Below are 19,185 nucleotides of genomic sequence, written 5' to 3'. Positions count from 1 at the left end.
TGCCGACACCGAGAGGGGAGCACCATGACAACGGTCGGAGAGTTCATGACGACCCGGTTGGTGACGATGGACGGCCACGAGACGCTCACCGCCGCCGCGCGGGAGATGCGCGACAGCGCCATCGGCGACGTGGTGGTGACGGCCGGTGACGACGTGGTCGGCATCGTCACGGACCGGGACATCGCGGTCCGGTGCGTCGCCGAGGAGCGGGACCCGGACACGACCCGGCTCGACCAGATCACCACCCGCGACGTGATCACGGTGAGCCAGTACGACGACGCCGTGGCCGCCGCCGACCTGATGCGCACGTACGCCGTACGGCGGCTGCCGGTGATCGACGACGGCCGGCTGGTCGGCCTGGTCTCCATGGGCGACCTCGCGGTCGAGCGGGAACCGCAGTCGGTGCTGGCGGACATCAGCGCCGACGACCCCAACAACTGACCGTCCGCCGCGCGACGCCGGCCCCCGAACCGGGGGCCGGCGTCGAGTCGTGCCCGCGCCGCGCCCCTCACCCGATCCGGGTGAGGTTGACCCCGCGCCGGACGGGGACCCTTCCGCGACGTCGAACGCCGCGGGTCGACGGGAGGGGAGGGGCCCGATGCCGGACGCGACCACCAGATTCTTCGAGGACCTGGACCGGCGGGGGTACGAGCCGCTGCTGGTCAAGACTTCCGGAACCATCCGCTTCGACCTGCACGAGGGGCAGCAGACGACGCACTGGCTGGTCGCGATCGACCGGGGCCGGATCAGCGTCAGCCGGGAGGACCGGGAGGCGGACACGGTCGTCAACACCAACCCCGTCCTCTTCGAGGACCTCGCCGCCGGCCGGGAGGACGGCATCGCCGCGATCCTGCGCGGGGACATGACGGTCAGCGGTGACGCCCGGCTGGTGGTGCAGGTGGAACGCCTCTTCCCCGGCCCGCCGACCAGCCAGGGCCCGCGCCGGCTGTTCCAGAAGGAGGCACGCTGATGACGGAGGGCAACACGATCCGGATCCTCGACGGCAGCACCTTCGTCGTCTCCGAGGACACCGGCGACATCGAGGCGACCCCGAGCGAGCCCACCGGCATGTTCTCCCTCGACACCCGGTTCCTGTCCCGCTGGGTGCTGACCGTCAACGGCGAGCGGCTCAACACGCTGTCCTACGACGACCTCCAGTACTACGAGGCGCGGTTCTTCCTGGTGCCGGGGATGGCCACCCACTACGTCGACGCGAAGCTGTCGATCATCCGCGAGCGGGTGGTCGGCGGCAGCTTCCGCGAGCAGCTCACCATCCTCAACCACGACGAGAAGCCCGTCGACCTGCGGGTCCGGATGGACGCCGGCTCCGACTTCGCCGACCTGTTCCAGGTCAAGGACGAGATCGTCAACAAGAAGGGCGAGCTGTACGCCGAGGCGGAGGCCGACCGGCTGCGCCTGGGCTACCGCCGGGGCAACTTCCGGCGCGAGACGGTCATCTCCTGCTCGCGGACCGCCAGGTACGACCGCAACGGCTTCGAGTTCAGCGTCCACCTCGAACCCAACGAGCAGTGGAGCACCGACATCGACGTGCAGACCTTCGCCCTCGGGCCGGGCGGGCGGGACCTGCGGATGGGCGTGCGGGCGCACGGCACCGAACGGCTGGCCCTCCAGCAGGACCTCCAGGAGTGGATCGCCGCCGCGCCGAAGGTGAACACCGAGTGCGAGCACCTGGCCCGCACGTACCAGCGGAGCCTGGTCGACCTCGCCGCGCTGCGCTTCTCGCCCCTGTCGCTCGGCGGCAGCACCCTGCCCGCCGCCGGCCTGCCCTGGTTCATGACGATGTTCGGTCGGGACAGCATCCTGACCTGCCTCCAGGTGCTGCCGTACGCCCCGGCGCTGTCCAAGACGACGCTGCGCATCCTCGCCTCGTTGCAGGGCACCCGGTTCGACGACTTCCGCGACGAGGACCCCGGCCGCATCCTGCACGAGATGCGCTACGGCGAGACGGCCGCGTTCGAGGAGCAGCCCCACTCGCCGTACTACGGCTCGGTCGACGCGACGCCGCTGTTCGTGGTGCTGCTCGACGAGTACGAGCGGTGGAGCGGCGACGAGTCCCTGGTGCGGGAGCTGGAGCAGGAGTGCCGGGCCGCGCTGAAGTGGATCGACGACTACGCCGACCTGGTCGGCAACGGCTACATCTGGTACGAGCGGCGCAACACCGACACCGGCCTGGAGAACCAGTGCTGGAAGGACTCCTGGGACTCGATCTCCTACCGCGACGGCACCCTCCTGCCGTTCCCCCGGGCCACCTGCGAGGTGCAGGGGTACGCGTACGACGCGAAGATGCGGGCCGCCCGGATGGCGCGCGAGTTCTGGGGCGACCCCGCGTACGGCGACCAGCTGGAGCGGGAGGCGACGCTGCTCAAGGAGCGGTTCAACCGGGACTGGTGGGTCGACGACGGCCAGTTCTACGCGCTCGCCCTCGACCCCGACGGCCGCCGGGCGGACGTGCTCAGCTCCAACATCGGCCACCTGCTGTGGAGCGGCATCGTCGAGGACGACCGGGCCGGACGGATCGCCGAGCACCTGGTCGGGCCGAGGCTGTTCTCCGGCTGGGGGGTGCGGACGCTGGCCGAGGGGGAGGTCCGCTACAACCCCATCGGCTACCACAACGGCACGATCTGGCCGTTCGACAACTCGTTCATCGCGTGGGGGCTGCGCCGGTACGGCTTCGCCGAGGAGGCCGCCGTGATCGCCAACGGGATCCTCGACGCGGCCCGCTACTTCGACGGGCGGCTGCCGGAGGCGTTCGGCGGCTACCACCGGGAGCTGACCAAGTTCCCGGTGGAGTATCCGACGGCGTGCAGCCCGCAGGCCTGGTCGACGGGCGCGCCGATGCTGCTGCTGCGCACCATGCTCGGCATCGAGCCGCACGAGGGGCACCTGGCGGTGGAGCCGTGCCTGCCCGTGGGCATGGGCCGGATCGAGATGCTGGACATCCCGGGCCGGTGGGGCAAGGTCGACGCGTTCGCCCGGGGCCGGCTGGACCTGCACAACCTGGCCGACTGACGGGTCGCCACCGGGGACGGCGGCCCGCCGGCCCCCGGTGGCGGCACGCCGTGGGAGGGCGCGTGCGGCCCTGGCGTGTCCCCACCCCCAGCAGGGTAAAGTCGCCGGATGCCGGAACTCGTGTATCCGCCCGTGATCGCCGCCGCCAAGACGATGTTCCGGGTCCTCGACCTGCGCCTGACCGTGGAGGGCAGCCACCACGTGCCGCGCGCCGGCGGGGCGGTGCTGGCCAGCAACCACGTGAGCTACCTGGACTTCATCTTCTGCGGCTACGGCGCGCACGCGTCCGGCCGGCTGGTGCGGTTCATGGCCAAGCACGAGGTGTTCGCGCACAAGGTCTCCGGCCCGCTGATGCGCGGCATGAAGCACATCCCGGTCAACCGGCGGGCCGGCGCCGGCTCCTACAGCACGGCGGTGGACGCGCTGCGCCGGGGCGAGGTGGTGGGGGTCTTCCCCGAGGCGACCATCAGCCGCTCGTTCACGGTGAAGGACCTCAAGAACGGGGCGGCCCGGATGGCGCAGGACGCCGCCGTGCCGCTGCTGCCGGTGGCGCTGTGGGGCACCCAGCGGCTCTGGACGAAGGGCCGCCCGAGGACGCTCACCCGCCGGCACACCCCGATCACCATCCTGGTGGGCGAGCCCATCGACCCCGCCGACCACGCCGACGCGAACGCGCTGAGCGCCGAGCTGAAGACCCGGCTGGCCGCCCTCGTCGACCGGGCCCAGCGGACGTACCCGGACACCCCGGCCGGGCCGGACGACACCTGGTGGCAGCCGGCCCACCTGGGCGGCACCGCGCCGACGCCCGAGGAGGCCGCCGCGCTCGACCGGGGCGGCCGGCGCACCCCCGCCGCCTGACCGCGTCCGCCCGGCGTCGCCGGGCGCGGGGTGCGCGGCTGGTCTAACCTCGCGGCCATGCGGAAGTTCAAGGGCGGCCGGGGCAGGTCCGTCGACCTGGTCGCGGAGGCCCGCGCGGACGCGGAACGGCGGCACGCCCACCCGCAGGCCGACGCCGGGCCACGGGCCGACGCCGGGCCGCCGGCCCGGCGTGGTGCCGCGCCGACGGCCGCCCGGCCCGCCCCCACCGGGGCGCTGATCGGCGTGCTGCTCGTGCTCGGCCTGGTCGCCTTCCCCATCGTGTCGGTCGTGATCGGCCCCGCCAGCCGGGAGCGGATCGAGGGGTACGCGTGCGCGGTCACCGGCTGCACCGGGCCCGGCATGGCCACGGCGGGCTGGCTGCTGATCACGGTGCCGTTCCTCTCCGTGGTGACCGCCGTCGCGTTCTGGTCCCGGCTGCCCGGCCGGGCCCGCACGGCGGTGGCCGTGGTGGCCGCGCCCCTGGTGCTGGGCGCGTACCTCTTCATCCCCAGCCGGCGTCGCGACCTCGACGACCTCCTCGACGGCCCCGCCCGGTACGCGACGGCCACCGGCATCACCTGGGCCTGGGCGGGCCTCGCGCTCGCTCTGCTCGGTCTCCTCGTCGTCGCGGTGCTCGCCGACATCAGGAAGACGACGCCCGCCGAGAGCAAGAAGACTATGCCCACCGGGCGTGGGAAGGCGGCCCTGCCGCCGGTCTGGGCGCCGCTGGTCGCGGCCGGGGCGTGCCTGGCCATGCTCGGGGTGGCCCTGGGCCGGGCCGACCCGGTGCCGGTCACCGCCGAGCTGGCGTTCCCCGAGCGCACGTTCACCGTCGCGGGGGACACGCTCACCCGCACGTCCGCCGACGACCAGCGGGGCTGCGCCGGGGTGCTGGACGACGACGAGCGGCTGGCGGGCTGCGTGCGTACCGTGCGGGGAAGCTGGACCACCGACGACAGCGACGCCGTGGTGCGTCTCGCGGCGGTGCTGTTCCCGACGGAGGACGCGGCCCGCGAGCGCCGGGGGCCGCTGCGCTCCGGCACCGCGCAGGCCGGGCTCGACGGCGACACGGCCGACGTGGTGTCGACGTCGAAGAACTGGGTGCTGTTCGTCAGCGTCGGCCACGCCGACGGGCGGGCGATCGACCGGGCCGACCGGGGCCACCTGATGTGGGCGGCGAGCCAGGTCGTCTACCGGTTCATCGGGCACCAGGTGGGGCTGCTGGTGGCCCCCACGCCGAAGGACGGCATCGGCCCCCGCACGCCCTGACCGGATCCGGTGGGGGCGCAAATCCGGTGGGGCGGCGGCGGGGCGGCCGGCTAGGGTGCCCCGGTGCCCACCCCACGCCTGGAGAAGATCACCCCGGCCAACCTCGACGCCGCCTGTGAGCTGCGCATCCGCCCCGACCAGGAACACCTGGTGGAGCCGGTCGCCCGGTCGCTGGCCGAGGCGTACGTCTGGCCGGGCGTCGCCTGGCCCCGGCTCGTCTACGACGGCGACGACCTCGTCGGCTTCCTGATGGGCTTCTTCCGCATCCCGTGGAGCGAGGACGCCCCGGGCGACCTGCGCTCCGGGCTGTGGCGGCTGAACATCGCCGCCGACCGGCAGGGGCGCGGCTACGGGCGGTTCGCCGTGCGGGCCGTGGCCGAGGAGGCGCGGCGGCGCGGCGAGCGGCGCATCTTCACCACGTGGGAGCCGGGCGGGGACGGGCCGGAGGGGTTCTACCTGCGGCTCGGGTTCCGCCCTACGGGGGAGCGCAGCGGCGGCCAGACCGTCGGCGCACTCGACCTGCAAGCCGGGTGAGGCCGTCACGACGAGCTCCGGGCGGAACCGTCCCCGACAGGGGTTATCCGGTCGCGGTGTCGTAGGCGGCCTGGTTGGCGGCGACCTCGTCCGTGTGGGTCTCCGCCCAGACCTTCAGGCCGCGCATCATCTGGTGCAGGGAGAGACCGAGCTCGGTGATCTCGTAGGACACGGTGACCGGCACGGTCGGCGTCACCGTGCGGGTGACCAGACCGTCGCGTTCCAGCGAACGCAGGGTCTGGGTGAGCATCTTCTGGCTGACGCCGGCCAGGAGCCGGGACAGCTCGGAGTAGCGCATCGGCCGGGGCCCGCCCGCGCAGTCCGGGCCGCTGCCGAGGGCGGAGAGCAGGAGCATGACCCATTTGCCGGAGATCCGCTCCAGCATCTTGTGGCTCGGGCACACCGCCAGGAACGCGTTGTACTCCGCCTTGCGCCGGGCCCGAACCTCGGCCGCTGTCGTCGTAGCCATCGGATGCTCCCCTCCCCGCCATCGGCAGCCGCCACCCCGGACCGGCAACTACTTCCTGATGGAGAGTAGCGCCCACCGGTTGACGAGATCGTTGGTGCGCGGGGCGTTGCGGTGCAGCGCCAGGTCGTGCGCCGCGTCCTCGATCACGACGGCGTCGACCCGCGACGCCGCGCCGAAGGAACGCTTCTGGTCGGCCCCGAACGCCGCCGGATCGCCGCCGACGTAGAGGTAGTCGTGCTCGCCGACGACGACCAGGACGGGCACGCGGACCGTCGCGGCGAACGTGCCGGTGGTCAGTTCCGCACCGAAGCCGGGGATCTCGGCGGCCGTCGTGGTCGCCTTGGTGGCCTCGTCGGCGGCGAGGGTCGCCGGATCGGTGTTGGGCAGGTGGTAGAAGAACGCCCGTGAGTTCGGCGCGGTGGTCAGATAGCCGGCGGGCCGGGCCGGCACCAGCTCGGGGAAGCCCTCGAACGACGGCAGCGTCGCGCGGTACATGAAGCCGGTGACCACCAGCGCGTCGACCTTGTCCGAGACCCCGGCGACCCCTTCGGCGACGACGCTTCCGTAGGAGTGACCCACCACGACGATCGGGAGGTGGGGATACCGGCGGCTGAGGTCGTCGATGAAGTGGTCGATCGACGCGACGTGCACTGCGGTGGTGACCGAGTCGGCAGGGGGCCTGGTCGACCGGCCGGTCCCGATCCGGTCCAGGGCCACGGCCAGCCAGCCGGCGCGGGCCGCCTGCCGGGCCTGGGAGACGGTGCCGTTGCTGGTGGGGAGATCGAAGTAACGGTGGTCGTAGGTGACGCCGGGGATGAGCACCTGGATGCCGCGGGCGCGCCGCTTCGGCGCGTACTGCTCGGCGTGGATGGTCGCCGCCGAGACCCCGTCCACGCCCACGGCCACGCGCACGTCCAGCGAGCTGTGCTGCCACGGCCGGGCGTGCGCGGCGGCGGGTGACGCGAAGCCGGCCACGCCGGTGGCGAGGGCGACCGCGGTCGCGACGGAGGCCAGCCAGGCCCGGATCGGGTTCATCGGCCGATCCGATCGAGCTCGGCGACGTCCGCGTCGGTCAGGGTCACGCCCGTGCCGGCGACGTTCTCGCGCAGGTGGGCCACCTTCGAGGTGCCCGGGATCAGCAGGATGTTGGGTGATCGTCGCAGCAGCCAGGCCAGGGCGACGGCCATCGGGGTGCTGCGCAGGCGGGCCGCGACCGCCGAGAGCGCCTCGGACTGCAACGGAGAGAAGCCGCCGAGCGGGAAGAACGGCACGTAGGCGACGTGCTCGGCGGCGAGCCGGTCGATCAGGGCGTCGTCGTGGCGGTAGGCCAGGTTGTACATGTTCTGCACGGCCACGACCGGCGCGATGCTCTGGGCCTCGGCGACCTGCTCGGCGGTGACGTTGCTGACCCCGAGGTGGCGGATCAGGCCGTCCCGCTGGAGGTCGACGAGAGTGCCGAAGGCCTCGGCGAGCGAACCGGCCTGCGGCCCCTGGGCGTCGCCCATGCGCAGGTACACCAGGTCGAGGGCCGCCACGCCGAGACCGTCGAGGTTGTCGTGCACCTGCTTGCGCAGGTCCTCGGGGCGTCGGGCCGTCGGCCACCCGCCCTGCGCGTCGCGGAACGCGCCGACCTTGGTGGCGACGAGCAGCGACTCCGGGTACGGGTGCAGGGCCTCGCGGATCAGCTCGTTGGTCACCCGGGGGCCGTAGGCGTCGCTGGTGTCGATGTGGGTGATGCCCAGCTCGACCGCCTCGCGCAGGACGGCCAGCGCGCCCGCGTGGTCGGCGGGCGGCCCCATGACGTAGGGGCCGGCGAGCTGCATGGCGCCGTAGCCGAAGCGGGACACGACCGAGCTTCCCAGGCGCCAGGTGCCGCCGGGGAGGGAAATAGTGGAGTTCGTCATGGCTCTACTTTTACCCGGTAACTCTCCATCGGGTAGTACGTACTTCCAGGTGCGTTAGGCACCCGGGGGGCAGCCGGCGGCCCGGAAGCTGGTGGCCTCTCCAGGGGGTCGAGCCGTTGCCGGTGCGCTTCTCGATAGAGACCGCCGACCGGCAGACCGGGGAGGTCGGCCACCCCGTCGCGGTGCGGGGCAGTGTCTGGCATCGGGGGCGGAAGTGCCCTGCGGACACTTCCGTTGACTGGCCGCCGCGGGCATTTCTTCGGACCTCGGACACCTGCTGTTCGTGGCGTACGTCAAGTGTCCGAGGTCCGTGCGGCGCGGCGCGGTGGTGGCTAGGCCGGGAAATAGACGTCGACCGCGGTGAATCCGCCGGCCACGTCGCACGTCTCGCTGAACCCGAACGTGCGGGTGGTGCCCGCCGAGGCGGTGCGCGTCTCGTCGAAGTAGCAGCTGAGGTTGCCGTTGTAGCCGATGAACTCGACCGTCCGCGAGGCGCTGACCGCCTTCACGTAGCCGCTGATGTCCAGGCTGCGGTTGTAGAAGGTGACGGTGCCCTCGGTGATCGACGCGCCGTAGGTGATGCGGAAGGGCTGGGTGGTCGAGTCGGCCACCCTGATCGTGGCCACGTGAATGCGGGCCGGCGCTGTGGCCTGGGCCGGCGTGGCCATGGCGGTGGTGAGGACGGCTGCGGCGGCCAGGGTGCCCACCAGCCTTCCGGCCTTCCCGTGTGCGATCGTCGACATTTCCTGATCCCGCCTTCCAAGAATTCTTGCCCGACGATGAGCGTCAATGTCTGTAGTATGCCCGGAGTGTCTCCCGCGCGACGTCAAGGAGAACTTCGTGTTTCGATCCCGCAATGTCGCCAGCGCTGTCGCCACCGCCGTCGCAGCCATCACCGTCCTGGCCGGCACACCCGCCCACGCCGGCTCCCGACCCGGTCCACCACTGAGCCTCGACCTCGACCGGGCCGAGCTGCACCAGAGCATCGACGGCTTCGGCTACTCGATCGCCTTCCAGCGCTCCACGCTGGTCCACGACCTGTCCGAGGCGAAGCGCGCGGAGGTCCTCGACCTGCTCCTGGACCGGCGCAAGGGCGCCGCGCCGACGATCCTGCGGCTCGGCATCGGCTCGTCGGCCACCGACGTGTACGACAACATGCTGTCCATCCAGCCGACCGACCCGGGTGGCCCGGCGGCCACCCCGAACTACCAGTGGGACGGCTGGGACGGCGGCCAGGTGTGGTACGCCAAGGAGGCGCGTAAGCGCGGGATCCACCGGTTCTACGCCGACGCGTGGAGCGCGCCGGGATACATGAAGAACAACGGCACCGACGCCAACGGCGGCAGCCTCTGCGGCCTGTCGGGCGTCACCTGCGCCAGCGGCGACTGGCGGGAGGCGTACGCGCGTTATCTCGTGCAGTACGCCACGTTCTACCGGCAGGAGGGAATCCGGATCGACGAGATCGGGTTCACCAACGAGCCCGACTGGACGGCCCCGTACGCCTCGATGCGGTTCACCCCGGCGCAGGCCGCCGAGTTCGTGAAGGTCATCGGGCCCATCGCCGAGCAGGCCGGGGTGGGGCTGGTCTGCTGCGACTCGTTCGGCTGGCAGCAGTCCGACGCGTACGCGCAGGCGATCGAGGCGGACCCGGAGGCCCGCCGCCACCTGGACCTGTTCACCGGGCACGGCTACGCCAGCCCGTCGGACCGCCCGTTGCCGACGACGGCGCCGACCTGGATGACGGAGTGGGCCCCGTCGAGCACCTCCGACGGCTGGAACGAGGCGTGGGACAGCGGCAAGGTCACCGACGGCATCGCGGTCGCCCAGCGCATCCACGACACCCTCGCCAAGGCCGACGCCAGCGCCTTCGTCTACTGGCTCGGGTCGTCCCGGGGCGGGACGGCGGCCCTCGTGCAGGTCGACAACGCCACGGACAGCTACCGGGTGTCCTCCCGGCTCTACGCCTTCGCCGCGTACAGCAGGTTCATCCGGCCCGGGGCGGTGCGCATCGGCGTCGACGGCGCGCCGGCGGGCCTGGCGGTGTCGGCCTACCGCAACGCCGACGGCACCGAGGTGGTGCAGGTCATCAACACCTCGACCGAGGCAGTGCGGACCACCGTCGACCTGCGCAGGCCGACCGCCTACCTCACCGACTCGACGCACAAGCTGGAGAAGGTCGACGGGCTCGTCTCGGGGCACGGCGCGCACCGGACGGTCGAGCTGCCGCCGCGTTCGTTGACCACCCTGGTCGGTGGCCGGAGCTGAGTCGTCCGGTCTTCACCCCGCGTGGCCTCGGGGCCGCCCGCCGGCGCGGTGGGCGGCCCCGGTCGCGGTGTCGGCCCTGGTCGCGGCCCGGTCGTGGGGCCGGCCCTGCCGCGGCCCCGGTCAGCGCTGCCGGCCGTGGTCGCGGCCCCGGTCAGCGCGGGGGGCGGCCCGCCTGATTGACGAAGGCGGCCCAGGCCGTCGGGGCGAACAGGAGCGCCGGCCCGGCCGGGTCCTTGCTGTCGCGTACGCCCACGACGCCCGGCAGGTTGGCGGCCACCTCGACGCAGTTACCGCCGCTCCCGCCGCTGCGGGTGCTCTTGCGCCAGACGGCACCGGCAAGGTCAGTCATGCGCGCTCCTCGATGATCATGTTGATCATTTTCTCTGATTCTGCCTCATCCGAGGCGAGCGTTTCCAGGTCGGACCAGACGTGCTCGTAGGCGGCGACCTCGGCCGGCCGGTCGAGGTAGAGCGCGCCGGTGATGTTCTCCAGGTAGACGGTCGTCGGCTCGGTCGAGGCCCGGCCGAACGCCTGCGGGAAGTCGAGCACCACGAAGGTGCCCGTCTCGCTGGCCAGCGGCGGGCCGGCGGCCAGCGGGAGGACGCGCAGGCTCACGTTGGGCAGCGCGGCCATGTCGAGCAGGTGGCGCAGTTGCCCGGCCATCGCCCGCCGGTCGGGGATGGTGCGGCGCAGCACGGCCTCGCTGAGCACTGCCTTCAGCGTGGGCGCGCTGGGCAGCCGCCGGGTCAGCACGTGCTGGCGGTGCATCCGCACCTCGACGAGCTTCTCCCGCTCGGCCTCGGTCATCGTGGGATTCTTGCGGCGGAAGAGCTCGGCGGCGTATTCGCGGGTCTGGAGCAGCCCCGGGATCAGTTCGGCGTCGTAATGGCGCATGAGTGCGGCGGTGCTTTCCAGCCCGACGTAGAGCGAGAACCACGGCGGGACGATTTCGCCGTACGAGTGCCACCAGCCCTTGGCGCGGGTCTCCTTCGCCAGGCCGGTGACGATCGCCTTCATGTCCTCCGGCGCGCGGTAGATCTCGCACATGGCGCGGGCATCCACCACCCGCACCGGGACGAGGCCCTTCTCGATGCGCCACACCTTCTGCCGCGAGCAGTCCAGCCCCTCGGCGGCGGCGTCCAGCGAGACCGAGGCGCCCTCGCGGAGCTGCGTGAGCAGCCTGCCGAGCTGCCGCCGGGGCACCGTCGACCCGCTTGTTTCATCCGTCATGCAACATCACCGCGCCCCTCGTGCAACATTCCAATCCCATTCCCGCGCATTTCCTTCCTCCATTCCTCGGGGATTGATTCGAATCGAGGCTAGAGGGGGTGGGTTGTGTTGCGCAAGGTGGTGGGCGGGTTGCAATCTGTCGAATGTCGGCAGGGTGGCGCGGGGCCGAGAATGACGTCGGCAATAGCCCGTCGCCCCCCTGCCGGCCCGCTGTCCCGCTCGTTGCGAGTCACGCGCGGGCGGGGCGGCGCAATTCTTCGGCGGCGCTGTTTTTCGGCGACGCCATCCCTCGGGAAGGACGCCCGATGTGCGCTCTGGAAGGACGCCCGATGCGCGTGACGTACGAGGAGTACGTGGTCGCCGTCGCCCTGACGCTCGCCCGCCGGCACCGGCCGGTCTGGAGCTGGAAGCGCTGGCGCAGGATGTGCCGCTGCGGCGCGGAACTGCCCTGCCGGGCCCGGCACCGCATCCCGATCGGCCGCGCGCACTGGCCGGGGGAGGGCGACGGCCCGCTCGGGTCGGGGCAGGGTGGCCGACGCCCGTCCGGGAAGGGCGCTCGGCGCGGGTCGGGGGAGGGGCCGTGACCGGCGTTCGCCCGCCTTCGGCCACGGGCGCGGCGGTGCGGGGTGCGGCGGTGCGGGGTGCGGAGGTGCGGGGTGCGGCGGTGCGGGGTGCGGCGGTGCGGGGTGCGGCGGTGCGGGGCGCGGCGGTGCCGAAGCCGGGCGACCTGGTGCAGGTGACCCGGGCGGCCAGCGTGCAGTTCGTCGAGCCGATCAGGTGCCGGGTCGTCCGGGTGCTCGACTGGATCACCTACGACGGATGGGTGTGGCTCGACGTCTACCAACTCGACGGCAGGGGAGACGCCGTCGCCCGCCGGTCGATCTTCGTGCGCCCGGCCGGGCTGCGCGTCCTGCGGCCCGCCTCTGCACCCCGCCCGACCCCCGGCCGACGCGCGGCAACCGACGCCTGACCGAGCGCCGCCCCCACGCCCCCTCACCGGTGCGAGCCCCCGTGCGCGGCGGCACCCCTGTGCACCCGTGCGCCCAGTGCCCCCCGTGCGCGGCGATCTTGCAGTTGTGGCCCCGGCAAAAGGGGTGAAGCGCCCTTCTGTGGGGCCGAAAGTGCAAGATCGCCGCGCACGGGGGCGCACGGGGGGCGCGGGGCGCACTGGGCGCACTGGGTGGGCGCATGGGCGGCGGGGTCCCGTTCGGCCTGTGGGTCCGCACCCGCGGACTGCGGCGCAGGCGCGACGGGTCGTCCGCCGTGCCTGCGCCGCAGTCGCCGGTGCCCCGGTCAGCGGGCGTGCCGCAGCGCCCAGTCCAGCGCGTAGTCGGCGACCTGCTCCCAGCCGGGCTCGGCGCACGTCCAGTGGGAGCGGCCGGGGAACTCGTGGAAGTCGGTGACCGTGCCGGGGGCCTTGTAGTGGTGGGCGTTGGACCGGTTCACCGACGGGGGCATGATGTGGTCCGCGCCGCCCGCGATGAACAGCAGCGGGGCGCGCTGCTCGTTGTGGAAGTCCACCCAGGTCTCCTGCTTGCCGGGGGTGAAGTTGGCCAGCAGCCCGTACGCCCAGACCCAGCTGCCGGGGGCGGGGATCGCGTAGCGGTCGTAGGCCGCGCGGGCGTCCTCCTCCGAGAGGGTGTTGGTGAACGCGTAGTGGAACTGGTCCGGGGTGAAGCCGGCCGCCTGGTGCCGCTTCGCCGGGTTGTTGAGGATCGGGAACAGCGACTTGATCTGCGACGGCGGGGTGACCCGGATGCCCTCCGGCGGGGCCGAGTCGATGACGACGCCGGCCGCGCCGTGGCCCCGGTCGAGCAGGAGCTGGGTCAGCGTGCCGCCGAACGAGTGGCCCATGATGATCGGCTTCTCCGGCAGCGCCGTGATGATCTTTTCGAGGTGCGCGACGGTGTCGGGCACGGTGACGGTGGCGATCGGCGTCGGGTCGGCCCGCAGCGCCTCGACCTCGACCTCGAAGCCGGGATAGGCCGGGGTGAGGACGGTGTGCCCCTGCGCCTCGTAGTAGGGCACCCAGTGCTCCCAGCTGCGCGGCGTGACCCAGAGGCCGTGGATCAGGACGATGGTGCTCATGCGTCGTACTCCTTCAGGAACGCGAGCAGGTCGTCGCCGAGCTGCTCCTTGTGGGTGTCGGTGATGCCGTGCGGGGCCCCGGGGTAGACGATCAGGCTGGCGTTCTTGACGAGCGCGGCCGACGCCATGCCGCCCACCTCGAACGGTACGACCTGGTCGTCGTCGCCGTGCACGACCAGCGTGGGCACGTCGAACCGGGCCAGGTCGGCGCGGAAGTCGGTGGCCGAGAAGGCGGCGATGCACTCGTAGGCGTTGCGGTGCCCGGCGGCCATGGACTGCAACCAGAACGCGTCGCGGATGCCCTGCGACACGCTCGCGCCGGGGCGGTTGTTGCCGAAGAACGGGCCGTCGGCGAGGTCCCGGTAGGTCTGCGACCGGTCGGCCAGCGAGCCGGCGCGGATCGCGTCGAACACCCCGACCGGTACGCCGCCCGGGTTGTCCGGCCCCTGGAGCATGTACGGCGGCACCGCCGAGACGAGCACGGCCTGCGCGATGCGGCCGGTGCCGTGGCGGCCGATGTAGCGGGCGACCTCGCCGCCGCCGGTGGAGAACCCGACCAGCGTCGCGTCCCGCAGGTCGAGGGCGTCGAGGACGGCGGCGAGGTCGTCGGCGTACGTGTCCATCTCGTTGCCGTGCCAGGTGCGGGTGGAGCGGCCGTGGCCGCGCCGGTCGTGGGCGACGACCCGGTAGCCGTTGCCGGCCAGGAACAGGGCCTGCGCCTCCCAACTGTCGGAGTTCAGCGGCCAGCCGTGCGACAGCACGACCGGGCGGCCGGCACCCCAGTCCTGGTAGTAGATCTGCGCGCCGTCGGCGGCGGTCACGTACATGATGGTCGGTCCCTTCAGCGGGTGGCGGCTCAGCGGGCCGCGGTCCTGATGAGGTTCGCGGTGGCCCGCGGCTGCGAGATCATCGCGACGTGCGAGGCGGTGACCTCGGTGGTGCGTGCACCCGCCCGCTGGGCCATGAACCGCTGCGCGGCCGGCGGGATCAGGTTGTCGTTGCGGGCGACCAGGTAGAAGCTCGGGATGGTCCGCCAGGCCGGCGCGCCGGACGGCTCCTGGAGCGTGTGGACGTCGCCGGGCCGCTGGGTGGCCGCCATGACGTCGGTGGTCGACTGGGGCAGGTCGCCGGCGAAGACGTCGCGGAACACGGCCGGCTTGACGTAGCCGTCGACGCTGCCGACGCCGTCGGGGGTCGGGTAGGGGCGGAAGTCAAGCGCCGCCTCGTCGAGCTTGCTGCCGGGGAACTGCAACTGGAGCCCCTGCAACGTCTCGCCCTGGTCCGGGGCGAACGCCGCCACGTACACGAGCGCCCTGACGTTCGGGTTGCCGACGGCCGCGTTGGTGATCACCATCCCGCCGTAGGAGTGGGCCACCAGCACCAGCGGGCCGGGCAGCGTCGCGAGGATGCTGGCCAGGTAGGCCGAGTCGGCCGAGACGCTGCGCAACGGGTTGGCCGGCGCGATCACCGGGTAGCCGTCGCAGCGCAGGAGGCGGGCGACCTCGGTCCAGCCGGAGGCGTCGGCGAACGCGCCGTGCACGAGCACGACGGTCGGCTTCGCCCCGGCCGCCGGGCGCGCCCCGGCCGCGGCCGCGGGCGTCCCGACGAGGGCGCCGGTGGCGACCGCCGCGGTTCCGGCGAGCAGGGTACGACGAGTGGTGTGCATCGGTCGGGCTCCTTCCGTGCAGGTCGATGTGTCCACCAGCGTGGGGGAGCGCGCCCGCGCCAGGCATCGGTACGTTGACGGTCACGCGACGGTGCGTAGCGTCGGTCCGCCCCCGGGGCCTCCGCGGACGGCACCGGCCGGCGTCCGGTCAGCGACGGTCCCGGTGGCGCAGCGGCAACCAGTGCAGGCGGTCGCCCAGCCCGTCGGGCGCGGCGGCGAACGCCTCCTCCACCGCCGCCCGCCCCTGGCTGAAGTGCGACCAGCCCTCGTAGTGCACGGGCACGATCGTGCGCGGCCGGACCAGCGCACACAGCTCGACGGCCTCTGCCGCCGTCAGGCTGTAGTGCAGCCGGCCGGTGACGGGAAACCGCACGGCCCCGAGGTGCAGCAGCACCGTGTCGACCGTCATCCGGCGCGGCACCTCCCGCACGCCGCGATAGAGCACGGTGTCCCCGGTGATCCAGAGGACCCCGTGCTCCTGACCGTCCCAGCCCAGCGCGAAGCCGATCGCCGCGCCGGCGACCGGGCGGCTCAACGGAGGGCCGTGCCGGCACGGTGTGGCGGTCACCCTGATGGTCCGCCGGCCGGGTGCGGCCAGCTCCGTGCGCGCCCACGGGCGCAGCCCCTGCGCGCCGCCGCCCAGCCGCCGCGCCCCGGGCGCGGTGGTGACGACGATCGGCACCCCGGCGAGGAAGGCGCGGCCCCGGTCGTCGAGGTTGTCGGCGTGGTGGTCGTGGCTGAGCAGGACGGCGTCGACCGGCCCGAGCTCGTCGGGTTCGAGGGCCGGGCCGTGCTCCTTGCGGGAGCTGGTGCCCCAACCGAACGAGTAGCGGCGGCCGGGACCGTCGAACGTCGGGTCGGTGAGGATGCGCCAGCCGGCCGCCTCGATGAGGGCCGTCGGGCCCCCGATGTGGGTCACTCGTACGTCCTTCAACGATGCCGTCCTCACGTCGTCCGGTTGCGCTGCGGTGGGCGCGCGCCGTGGCCAACGATGCACGGCCGGTGGGGGGCGCACATCCGTACGTTGACTGCCGTGCGCCGGCCGCGTCCGGCCCCGTGCCGATCCCTCGTCGGCCCCGTGCCGATCCGGTGCCTGCCCCGCGTCGGCCCGTCCCGGGTCAGCCCCCGTCGTGCCGGAGCGCGGCGAGCGCGTCGCGCAACTGCGACCGGGCGGTGATGCCGAGCTTCGGGAAGATCCGGTAGAGGTGCGAGCTCACCGTGCGGTGCGACACGAACAGCCGCTGGCCGATCTCGCGGTTGCTCAGCCCGGCCGCGGCGAGCATCGCCGTCTGCAACTCCTGCGCGGTCAACTGCTCGCCCGACGGCACCGCGCGCCCCGTGCTCTCCTCCCCGGCGGCGCGCAGCTCCTCCCGGGCGAGCCGGCCCCAGACGACCGCGCCGAGAGCCTCGAAGCCGTCCCGGGCGATCCGCAGCGGCACCCGCGACTCCAGGATGTGCCGGCGGCGGCGCAGCCACGCGCCGTACGCGAGGTTCAGCCGGGCCCGGTGCACCGGCCACGCCCCGAGATCCAGGGCGAACGCCTCGGCGAACCGCGCGCCCGCCTCCGGCTCGGGGGCGAGCACGGCGACGGCGTAGGCGAGCGAATGGTGCAGCATCGGCGACGGGAAACGCGCCGCCCGCTCCGCGGCCCGGGCCACGATGCCCAGGATCTCGTCCTGCCGGCCCGACCGGACGGCCGCGTCGGCGAGGTCCGGCAGCGCCCAGCCGGACATGTCGAGATGGAACGTCGCATCCTGCGGATCGAAGGTGCGCACGAGCAGATCGAGGGCCTCGTCGTGGTGCCCGGCGGCGTTCGCGGCGACCCCGCGGGCGTGCTGGGCGGCCTGGGTGACGAACCGCACCCCCGCCGCCAACGGGCTGGTCAGCACCTGGTCGGCGAGCCGGAATGCGGCCGCGCTGTCGCCGCGCATCGCCTCGTGCATGGCGCGGGCCGCCCGGGCGGCGACGAGCCAGAAGTGGTCGCCGGTCTCCTCGGCGAGCGCCTCGGCCTCCTCCAGGTCGGCCCGCACCGTCGGCCAACGGCCGAGCCACAGCCGGATGTAGCCGGCGGAGGAGAGGCTGCGGGCCAGCAGCGCCGCCCGGCCCCCGGCACGGTAGCCCGCAGCCGCCGTCGCCATGAACGACGACGCGGTGACGAAGTCGCCGAGGACCAGCGCCGCCCCGCCCAGGGAACGCATGCCGTCGACGTCGGCGCGGTCGGGCACCAGTGTGGACAACTGGCGCAGGATCGCGGCGCCCCGCGCCTCCGACTGCGCGTAGGCGGCGATCGCCACCGTACGCGGATCGTCGTCGGCGAGCCCGAGCCCGCCGAGCACCGCCGTGACCCGCGCGCCCACCTGCGGCGGCAGGCTGGCCCACCAGCAGCGCGACGCCGCTCGCCAACACAGCGTCGCCCCCAGCTCCGTGTCGCCGGCGGCGTGCGCCTCCACCGCCAGGCCGCAGAGCAGGTCGATGCGGCCCGGGTCACCCATGTCGCCGGGATCGACGATGTCGCGGACCAGGGCCAGCCGCCCCCGGTCGGCGGGACCGCCCGCCGCCGGGTCGGCCTTGGCGGCCAACTGCGCGGCGACCGTACGATCATGCAGCTGCGACGCGAGTTCCGCCGCCCGCAGCAGCAGCGACGAACGGCGGGCCGGGCCCTCGGTCAGCTCGGCGGCCCGGTCCAGGTCGGTCACCGCCACTCCCAGTGCCCCCCGTTCGAGCGCCCGCGCGGCGGCGGCCTCCAGCTCCACGCTGGCCTCCTCGTCGGGGCCGAGGACGGCGGCGCTGCGGTGCCAGGCCCGGCGGTCCGGGTCGTGGGCGAGCGCGTCGGCCAGCACCGAGTGCACCGTGAGCCGGGCGAAGTCGCTGACGGACCGGTAGACCGCCGACCGCATCAGCGGATGCCGGAACTGGAGCCGTCGCCCCTGGATCTGCAACAGGCCCGCGTCGATCGCCGGCTGGAAGCTGTCCGCGGCCACGTCGACGCCGGTCAGCGCCCGGGCGGCGGCGAGCACTGCCGGCAGCCGGCAGGTGGTGTCGGCGGAGAACGCGGCGACGACCGCCCGGGTCGGCGCGGGCAACTGCCCGAACCGGTCGGCGAACGCGCTCTCCAGCCGCTCGTTGAGCGGCAGCAGCTCCGGCAGGTCGTCGAGGCTACCGGAGGTGACGCACCGGGGCAGCTCGACCAGGGCGAGCGGGTTGCCCGCAGCCTCCGTCAGGATCCGGCTGCGCAGGCCCGGTGGGAGGCCGGGCGCATGGTCGGCCAGCACCCGCCGGGCGGCGTCGTCGTCCAGCGCGCCGAGGTGCAACTGGCCGATGCCGGCGCCGGCGAGCACGTCGGCGTGCGGGGTGCGCACGGCCATGACCGCCGCGATCGGCTCGCCCGCGAGCCGGCGCGCGACGAAGACGAGCACGTCGAGCGTCTCCGGATCCAGCCAGTGCGCGTCCTCCGCCACGATCAGCAGCGGGGTCCTGGACGCCCGTTCCCCGAGCAGCTCCAGCACCGACAGGCCGGTCGTGAACAGGTCCGGGCGGGTCCCCTCCTGCCCGAACGCGCCCCGCAGGGTGCGTTGCAGCCGTGGGGTGAGCGACGACAGGTCGTCCAGCAGCGGCGCGAGGAGCTGGTGCAGGCCCGCGAACGGCAGCGCCGACTCCGCCTCGGCCCCGTTCGCGGTGAGCACCAGCATGCCGGCGTCGGCCGCGCACCGCCGGGCCGCGGACAGGAGCACGCTCTTGCCGATGCCGGCCTGCCCGCGTACGACAAGTGCCGCGCCGCGGCCCGCGCCGCTGTCAGCCAACAGACGGGCCACGGCCGCCAGTTCGCCCTGCCGACCGTGCACCGCCGGTCGGCCGTCACCTGACTGGAGCAT

The 19,185-nt window shown here is 73.4% G+C and carries 20 protein-coding genes; 9 read left to right on the top strand and 11 right to left on the bottom strand.

Annotation, left to right across the window (positions count from 1 at the left end):
- Positions 1-24: 24 nt before the first annotated feature.
- From O7628_RS05960 to O7628_RS05935, 6 genes are all read left to right on the top strand, one after another.
- Entirely contained in the window at positions 25-441 is a 417-nt protein-coding gene (locus O7628_RS05960; protein ID WP_278128939.1) for a CBS domain-containing protein, read from the top strand.
- A 157-nt stretch (positions 442-598) separates the two neighbouring features.
- The gene (locus tag O7628_RS05955; RefSeq protein ID WP_074477508.1) at positions 599-970 is read left to right on the top strand and encodes an SCP2 sterol-binding domain-containing protein; all 372 of its coding nucleotides are present in this window, start codon (positions 599-601) and stop codon (positions 968-970) included.
- A complete protein-coding gene (locus O7628_RS05950) occupies positions 970-3,030 on the top strand; it encodes a glycogen debranching N-terminal domain-containing protein (protein ID WP_278128937.1) in 2,061 nt (686 codons plus the stop codon). Before O7628_RS05955 ends, O7628_RS05950 begins: the two co-directional genes overlap by 1 nt.
- A gap of 108 nt (positions 3,031-3,138) precedes the next feature.
- Complete coding sequence (locus O7628_RS05945) at positions 3,139-3,888, top strand: lysophospholipid acyltransferase family protein (RefSeq protein WP_278128935.1); 750 nt, start codon at positions 3,139-3,141, stop codon at positions 3,886-3,888.
- Between the two features lie 57 nt (positions 3,889-3,945).
- Positions 3,946-5,157: a hypothetical protein gene (locus O7628_RS05940; protein ID WP_278128934.1), complete on the top strand. Its 1,212-nt coding sequence runs from the start codon at positions 3,946-3,948 to the stop codon at positions 5,155-5,157.
- Positions 5,158-5,220: 63 nt separating this feature from the next.
- A complete protein-coding gene (locus tag O7628_RS05935; protein WP_278128933.1) occupies positions 5,221-5,691 on the top strand; it encodes a GNAT family N-acetyltransferase in 471 nt (156 codons plus the stop codon).
- A gap of 43 nt (positions 5,692-5,734) precedes the next feature.
- Here O7628_RS05935 and O7628_RS05930 read toward each other — a convergent pair whose 3' ends face one another.
- The 4 genes from O7628_RS05930 to O7628_RS05915 all read right to left on the bottom strand — a co-directional run bounded on the left by O7628_RS05930 (position 5,735) and on the right by O7628_RS05915 (position 8,807).
- Complete coding sequence (locus O7628_RS05930) at positions 5,735-6,160, bottom strand: helix-turn-helix domain-containing protein (RefSeq protein WP_278128931.1); 426 nt, start codon at positions 6,158-6,160, stop codon at positions 5,735-5,737.
- Between the two features lie 48 nt (positions 6,161-6,208).
- Complete coding sequence (locus O7628_RS05925) at positions 6,209-7,195, bottom strand: alpha/beta fold hydrolase (protein WP_278128929.1); 987 nt, start codon at positions 7,193-7,195, stop codon at positions 6,209-6,211.
- On the bottom strand, positions 7,192-8,064 hold the full coding sequence (locus O7628_RS05920; RefSeq protein ID WP_278128927.1) for an oxidoreductase: 873 nt from the start codon (positions 8,062-8,064) through the stop codon (positions 7,192-7,194). Before O7628_RS05920 ends, O7628_RS05925 begins: the two co-directional genes overlap by 4 nt.
- Before the next feature lie 332 nt (positions 8,065-8,396).
- On the bottom strand, positions 8,397-8,807 hold the full coding sequence (locus O7628_RS05915; RefSeq protein ID WP_278128926.1) for a hypothetical protein: 411 nt from the start codon (positions 8,805-8,807) through the stop codon (positions 8,397-8,399).
- Between the two features lie 97 nt (positions 8,808-8,904).
- Here O7628_RS05915 and O7628_RS05910 point away from each other — a divergent pair, with 97 nt between their 5' ends.
- Positions 8,905-10,329 carry a glycoside hydrolase gene (locus tag O7628_RS05910; RefSeq protein WP_278128925.1) on the top strand — a complete coding sequence of 475 codons (1,425 nt, stop codon included), beginning with the start codon at positions 8,905-8,907 and terminating at the stop codon, positions 10,327-10,329.
- A 151-nt stretch (positions 10,330-10,480) separates the two neighbouring features.
- On the opposite strand, the gene O7628_RS05905 is transcribed toward O7628_RS05910, so the two are convergent.
- Together O7628_RS05905 and O7628_RS05900 are read right to left on the bottom strand one after the other, a co-directional pair.
- Positions 10,481-10,678, bottom strand: coding sequence for a DUF397 domain-containing protein (locus O7628_RS05905; RefSeq protein WP_278128924.1), 198 nt, complete (start codon positions 10,676-10,678; stop codon positions 10,481-10,483).
- Positions 10,675-11,559, bottom strand: a complete 885-nt coding sequence (locus O7628_RS05900) for a helix-turn-helix transcriptional regulator (protein WP_278128923.1) — start codon at positions 11,557-11,559, stop codon at positions 10,675-10,677. The genes O7628_RS05905 and O7628_RS05900 overlap by 4 nt, the downstream gene beginning before the upstream one ends.
- Before the next feature lie 329 nt (positions 11,560-11,888).
- Between O7628_RS05900 and O7628_RS05895 the strand changes: the two genes are divergently transcribed.
- Together O7628_RS05895 and O7628_RS05890 are read left to right on the top strand one after the other, a co-directional pair.
- Positions 11,889-12,143 (top strand): hypothetical protein, encoded by a 255-nt coding sequence (locus O7628_RS05895; RefSeq protein ID WP_278128922.1) that lies wholly within the window; start codon positions 11,889-11,891, stop codon positions 12,141-12,143.
- Positions 12,144-12,268: 125 nt separating this feature from the next.
- Positions 12,269-12,529 (top strand): hypothetical protein, encoded by a 261-nt coding sequence (locus tag O7628_RS05890; RefSeq protein WP_278136236.1) that lies wholly within the window; start codon positions 12,269-12,271, stop codon positions 12,527-12,529.
- Between the two features lie 323 nt (positions 12,530-12,852).
- Here O7628_RS05890 and O7628_RS05885 read toward each other — a convergent pair whose 3' ends face one another.
- From O7628_RS05885 to O7628_RS05865, 5 genes are all read right to left on the bottom strand, one after another.
- Positions 12,853-13,647 carry an alpha/beta fold hydrolase gene (locus O7628_RS05885; protein ID WP_278128920.1) on the bottom strand — a complete coding sequence of 265 codons (795 nt, stop codon included), beginning with the start codon at positions 13,645-13,647 and terminating at the stop codon, positions 12,853-12,855.
- A complete protein-coding gene (locus O7628_RS05880) occupies positions 13,644-14,474 on the bottom strand; it encodes an alpha/beta hydrolase (protein WP_278128918.1) in 831 nt (276 codons plus the stop codon). Before O7628_RS05880 ends, O7628_RS05885 begins: the two co-directional genes overlap by 4 nt.
- Before the next feature lie 29 nt (positions 14,475-14,503).
- Complete coding sequence (locus O7628_RS05875) at positions 14,504-15,313, bottom strand: alpha/beta hydrolase (RefSeq protein ID WP_278128916.1); 810 nt, start codon at positions 15,311-15,313, stop codon at positions 14,504-14,506.
- A gap of 148 nt (positions 15,314-15,461) precedes the next feature.
- Positions 15,462-16,232, bottom strand: a complete 771-nt coding sequence (locus tag O7628_RS05870; RefSeq protein ID WP_278128914.1) for an MBL fold metallo-hydrolase — start codon at positions 16,230-16,232, stop codon at positions 15,462-15,464.
- A 199-nt stretch (positions 16,233-16,431) separates the two neighbouring features.
- The gene (locus O7628_RS05865) at positions 16,432-19,185 is read right to left on the bottom strand and encodes an AAA family ATPase (RefSeq protein ID WP_278128912.1); all 2,754 of its coding nucleotides are present in this window, start codon (positions 19,183-19,185) and stop codon (positions 16,432-16,434) included.

Source organism: Micromonospora sp. WMMD956, from assembly GCF_029626125.1.
Classification (GTDB): domain Bacteria; phylum Actinomycetota; class Actinomycetes; order Mycobacteriales; family Micromonosporaceae; genus Micromonospora; species Micromonospora carbonacea.
The sequence above is the reverse complement of the archived record's forward strand: the minus strand, read 5'-3'. Positions and strand labels throughout refer to the sequence as shown.

Bases quoted from the DNA above. Each gene is read 5' to 3' on its own strand.
- O7628_RS05950 (WP_278128937.1), top strand. From the start codon at position 970: ATGACGGAGGGCAACACGATCCGGATCCTCGACGGCAGCACCTTCGTC.
- O7628_RS05945 (WP_278128935.1), top strand. From the start codon at position 3,139: ATGCCGGAACTCGTGTATCCGCCCGTGATCGCCGCCGCCAAGACGATG.
- O7628_RS05905 (WP_278128924.1), bottom strand. From the start codon at position 10,678: ATGACTGACCTTGCCGGTGCCGTCTGGCGCAAGAGCACCCGCAGCGGC.
- O7628_RS05880 (WP_278128918.1), bottom strand. From the start codon at position 14,474: ATGTACGTGACCGCCGCCGACGGCGCGCAGATCTACTACCAGGACTGG.
- O7628_RS05925 (WP_278128929.1), bottom strand. From the start codon at position 7,195: ATGAACCCGATCCGGGCCTGGCTGGCCTCCGTCGCGACCGCGGTCGCC.
- O7628_RS05875 (WP_278128916.1), bottom strand. From the start codon at position 15,313: ATGCACACCACTCGTCGTACCCTGCTCGCCGGAACCGCGGCGGTCGCC.
- O7628_RS05930 (WP_278128931.1), bottom strand. From the start codon at position 6,160: ATGGCTACGACGACAGCGGCCGAGGTTCGGGCCCGGCGCAAGGCGGAG.
- O7628_RS05865 (WP_278128912.1), bottom strand. From the start codon at position 19,185: ATGCTCCAGTCAGGTGACGGCCGACCGGCGGTGCACGGTCGGCAGGGC.
- O7628_RS05955 (WP_074477508.1), top strand. From the start codon at position 599: ATGCCGGACGCGACCACCAGATTCTTCGAGGACCTGGACCGGCGGGGG.
- O7628_RS05940 (WP_278128934.1), top strand. From the start codon at position 3,946: ATGCGGAAGTTCAAGGGCGGCCGGGGCAGGTCCGTCGACCTGGTCGCG.
- O7628_RS05885 (WP_278128920.1), bottom strand. From the start codon at position 13,647: ATGAGCACCATCGTCCTGATCCACGGCCTCTGGGTCACGCCGCGCAGC.
- O7628_RS05895 (WP_278128922.1), top strand. From the start codon at position 11,889: ATGCGCGTGACGTACGAGGAGTACGTGGTCGCCGTCGCCCTGACGCTC.
- O7628_RS05960 (WP_278128939.1), top strand. From the start codon at position 25: ATGACAACGGTCGGAGAGTTCATGACGACCCGGTTGGTGACGATGGAC.
- O7628_RS05900 (WP_278128923.1), bottom strand. From the start codon at position 11,559: ATGACGGATGAAACAAGCGGGTCGACGGTGCCCCGGCGGCAGCTCGGC.
- O7628_RS05915 (WP_278128926.1), bottom strand. From the start codon at position 8,807: ATGTCGACGATCGCACACGGGAAGGCCGGAAGGCTGGTGGGCACCCTG.
- O7628_RS05920 (WP_278128927.1), bottom strand. From the start codon at position 8,064: ATGACGAACTCCACTATTTCCCTCCCCGGCGGCACCTGGCGCCTGGGA.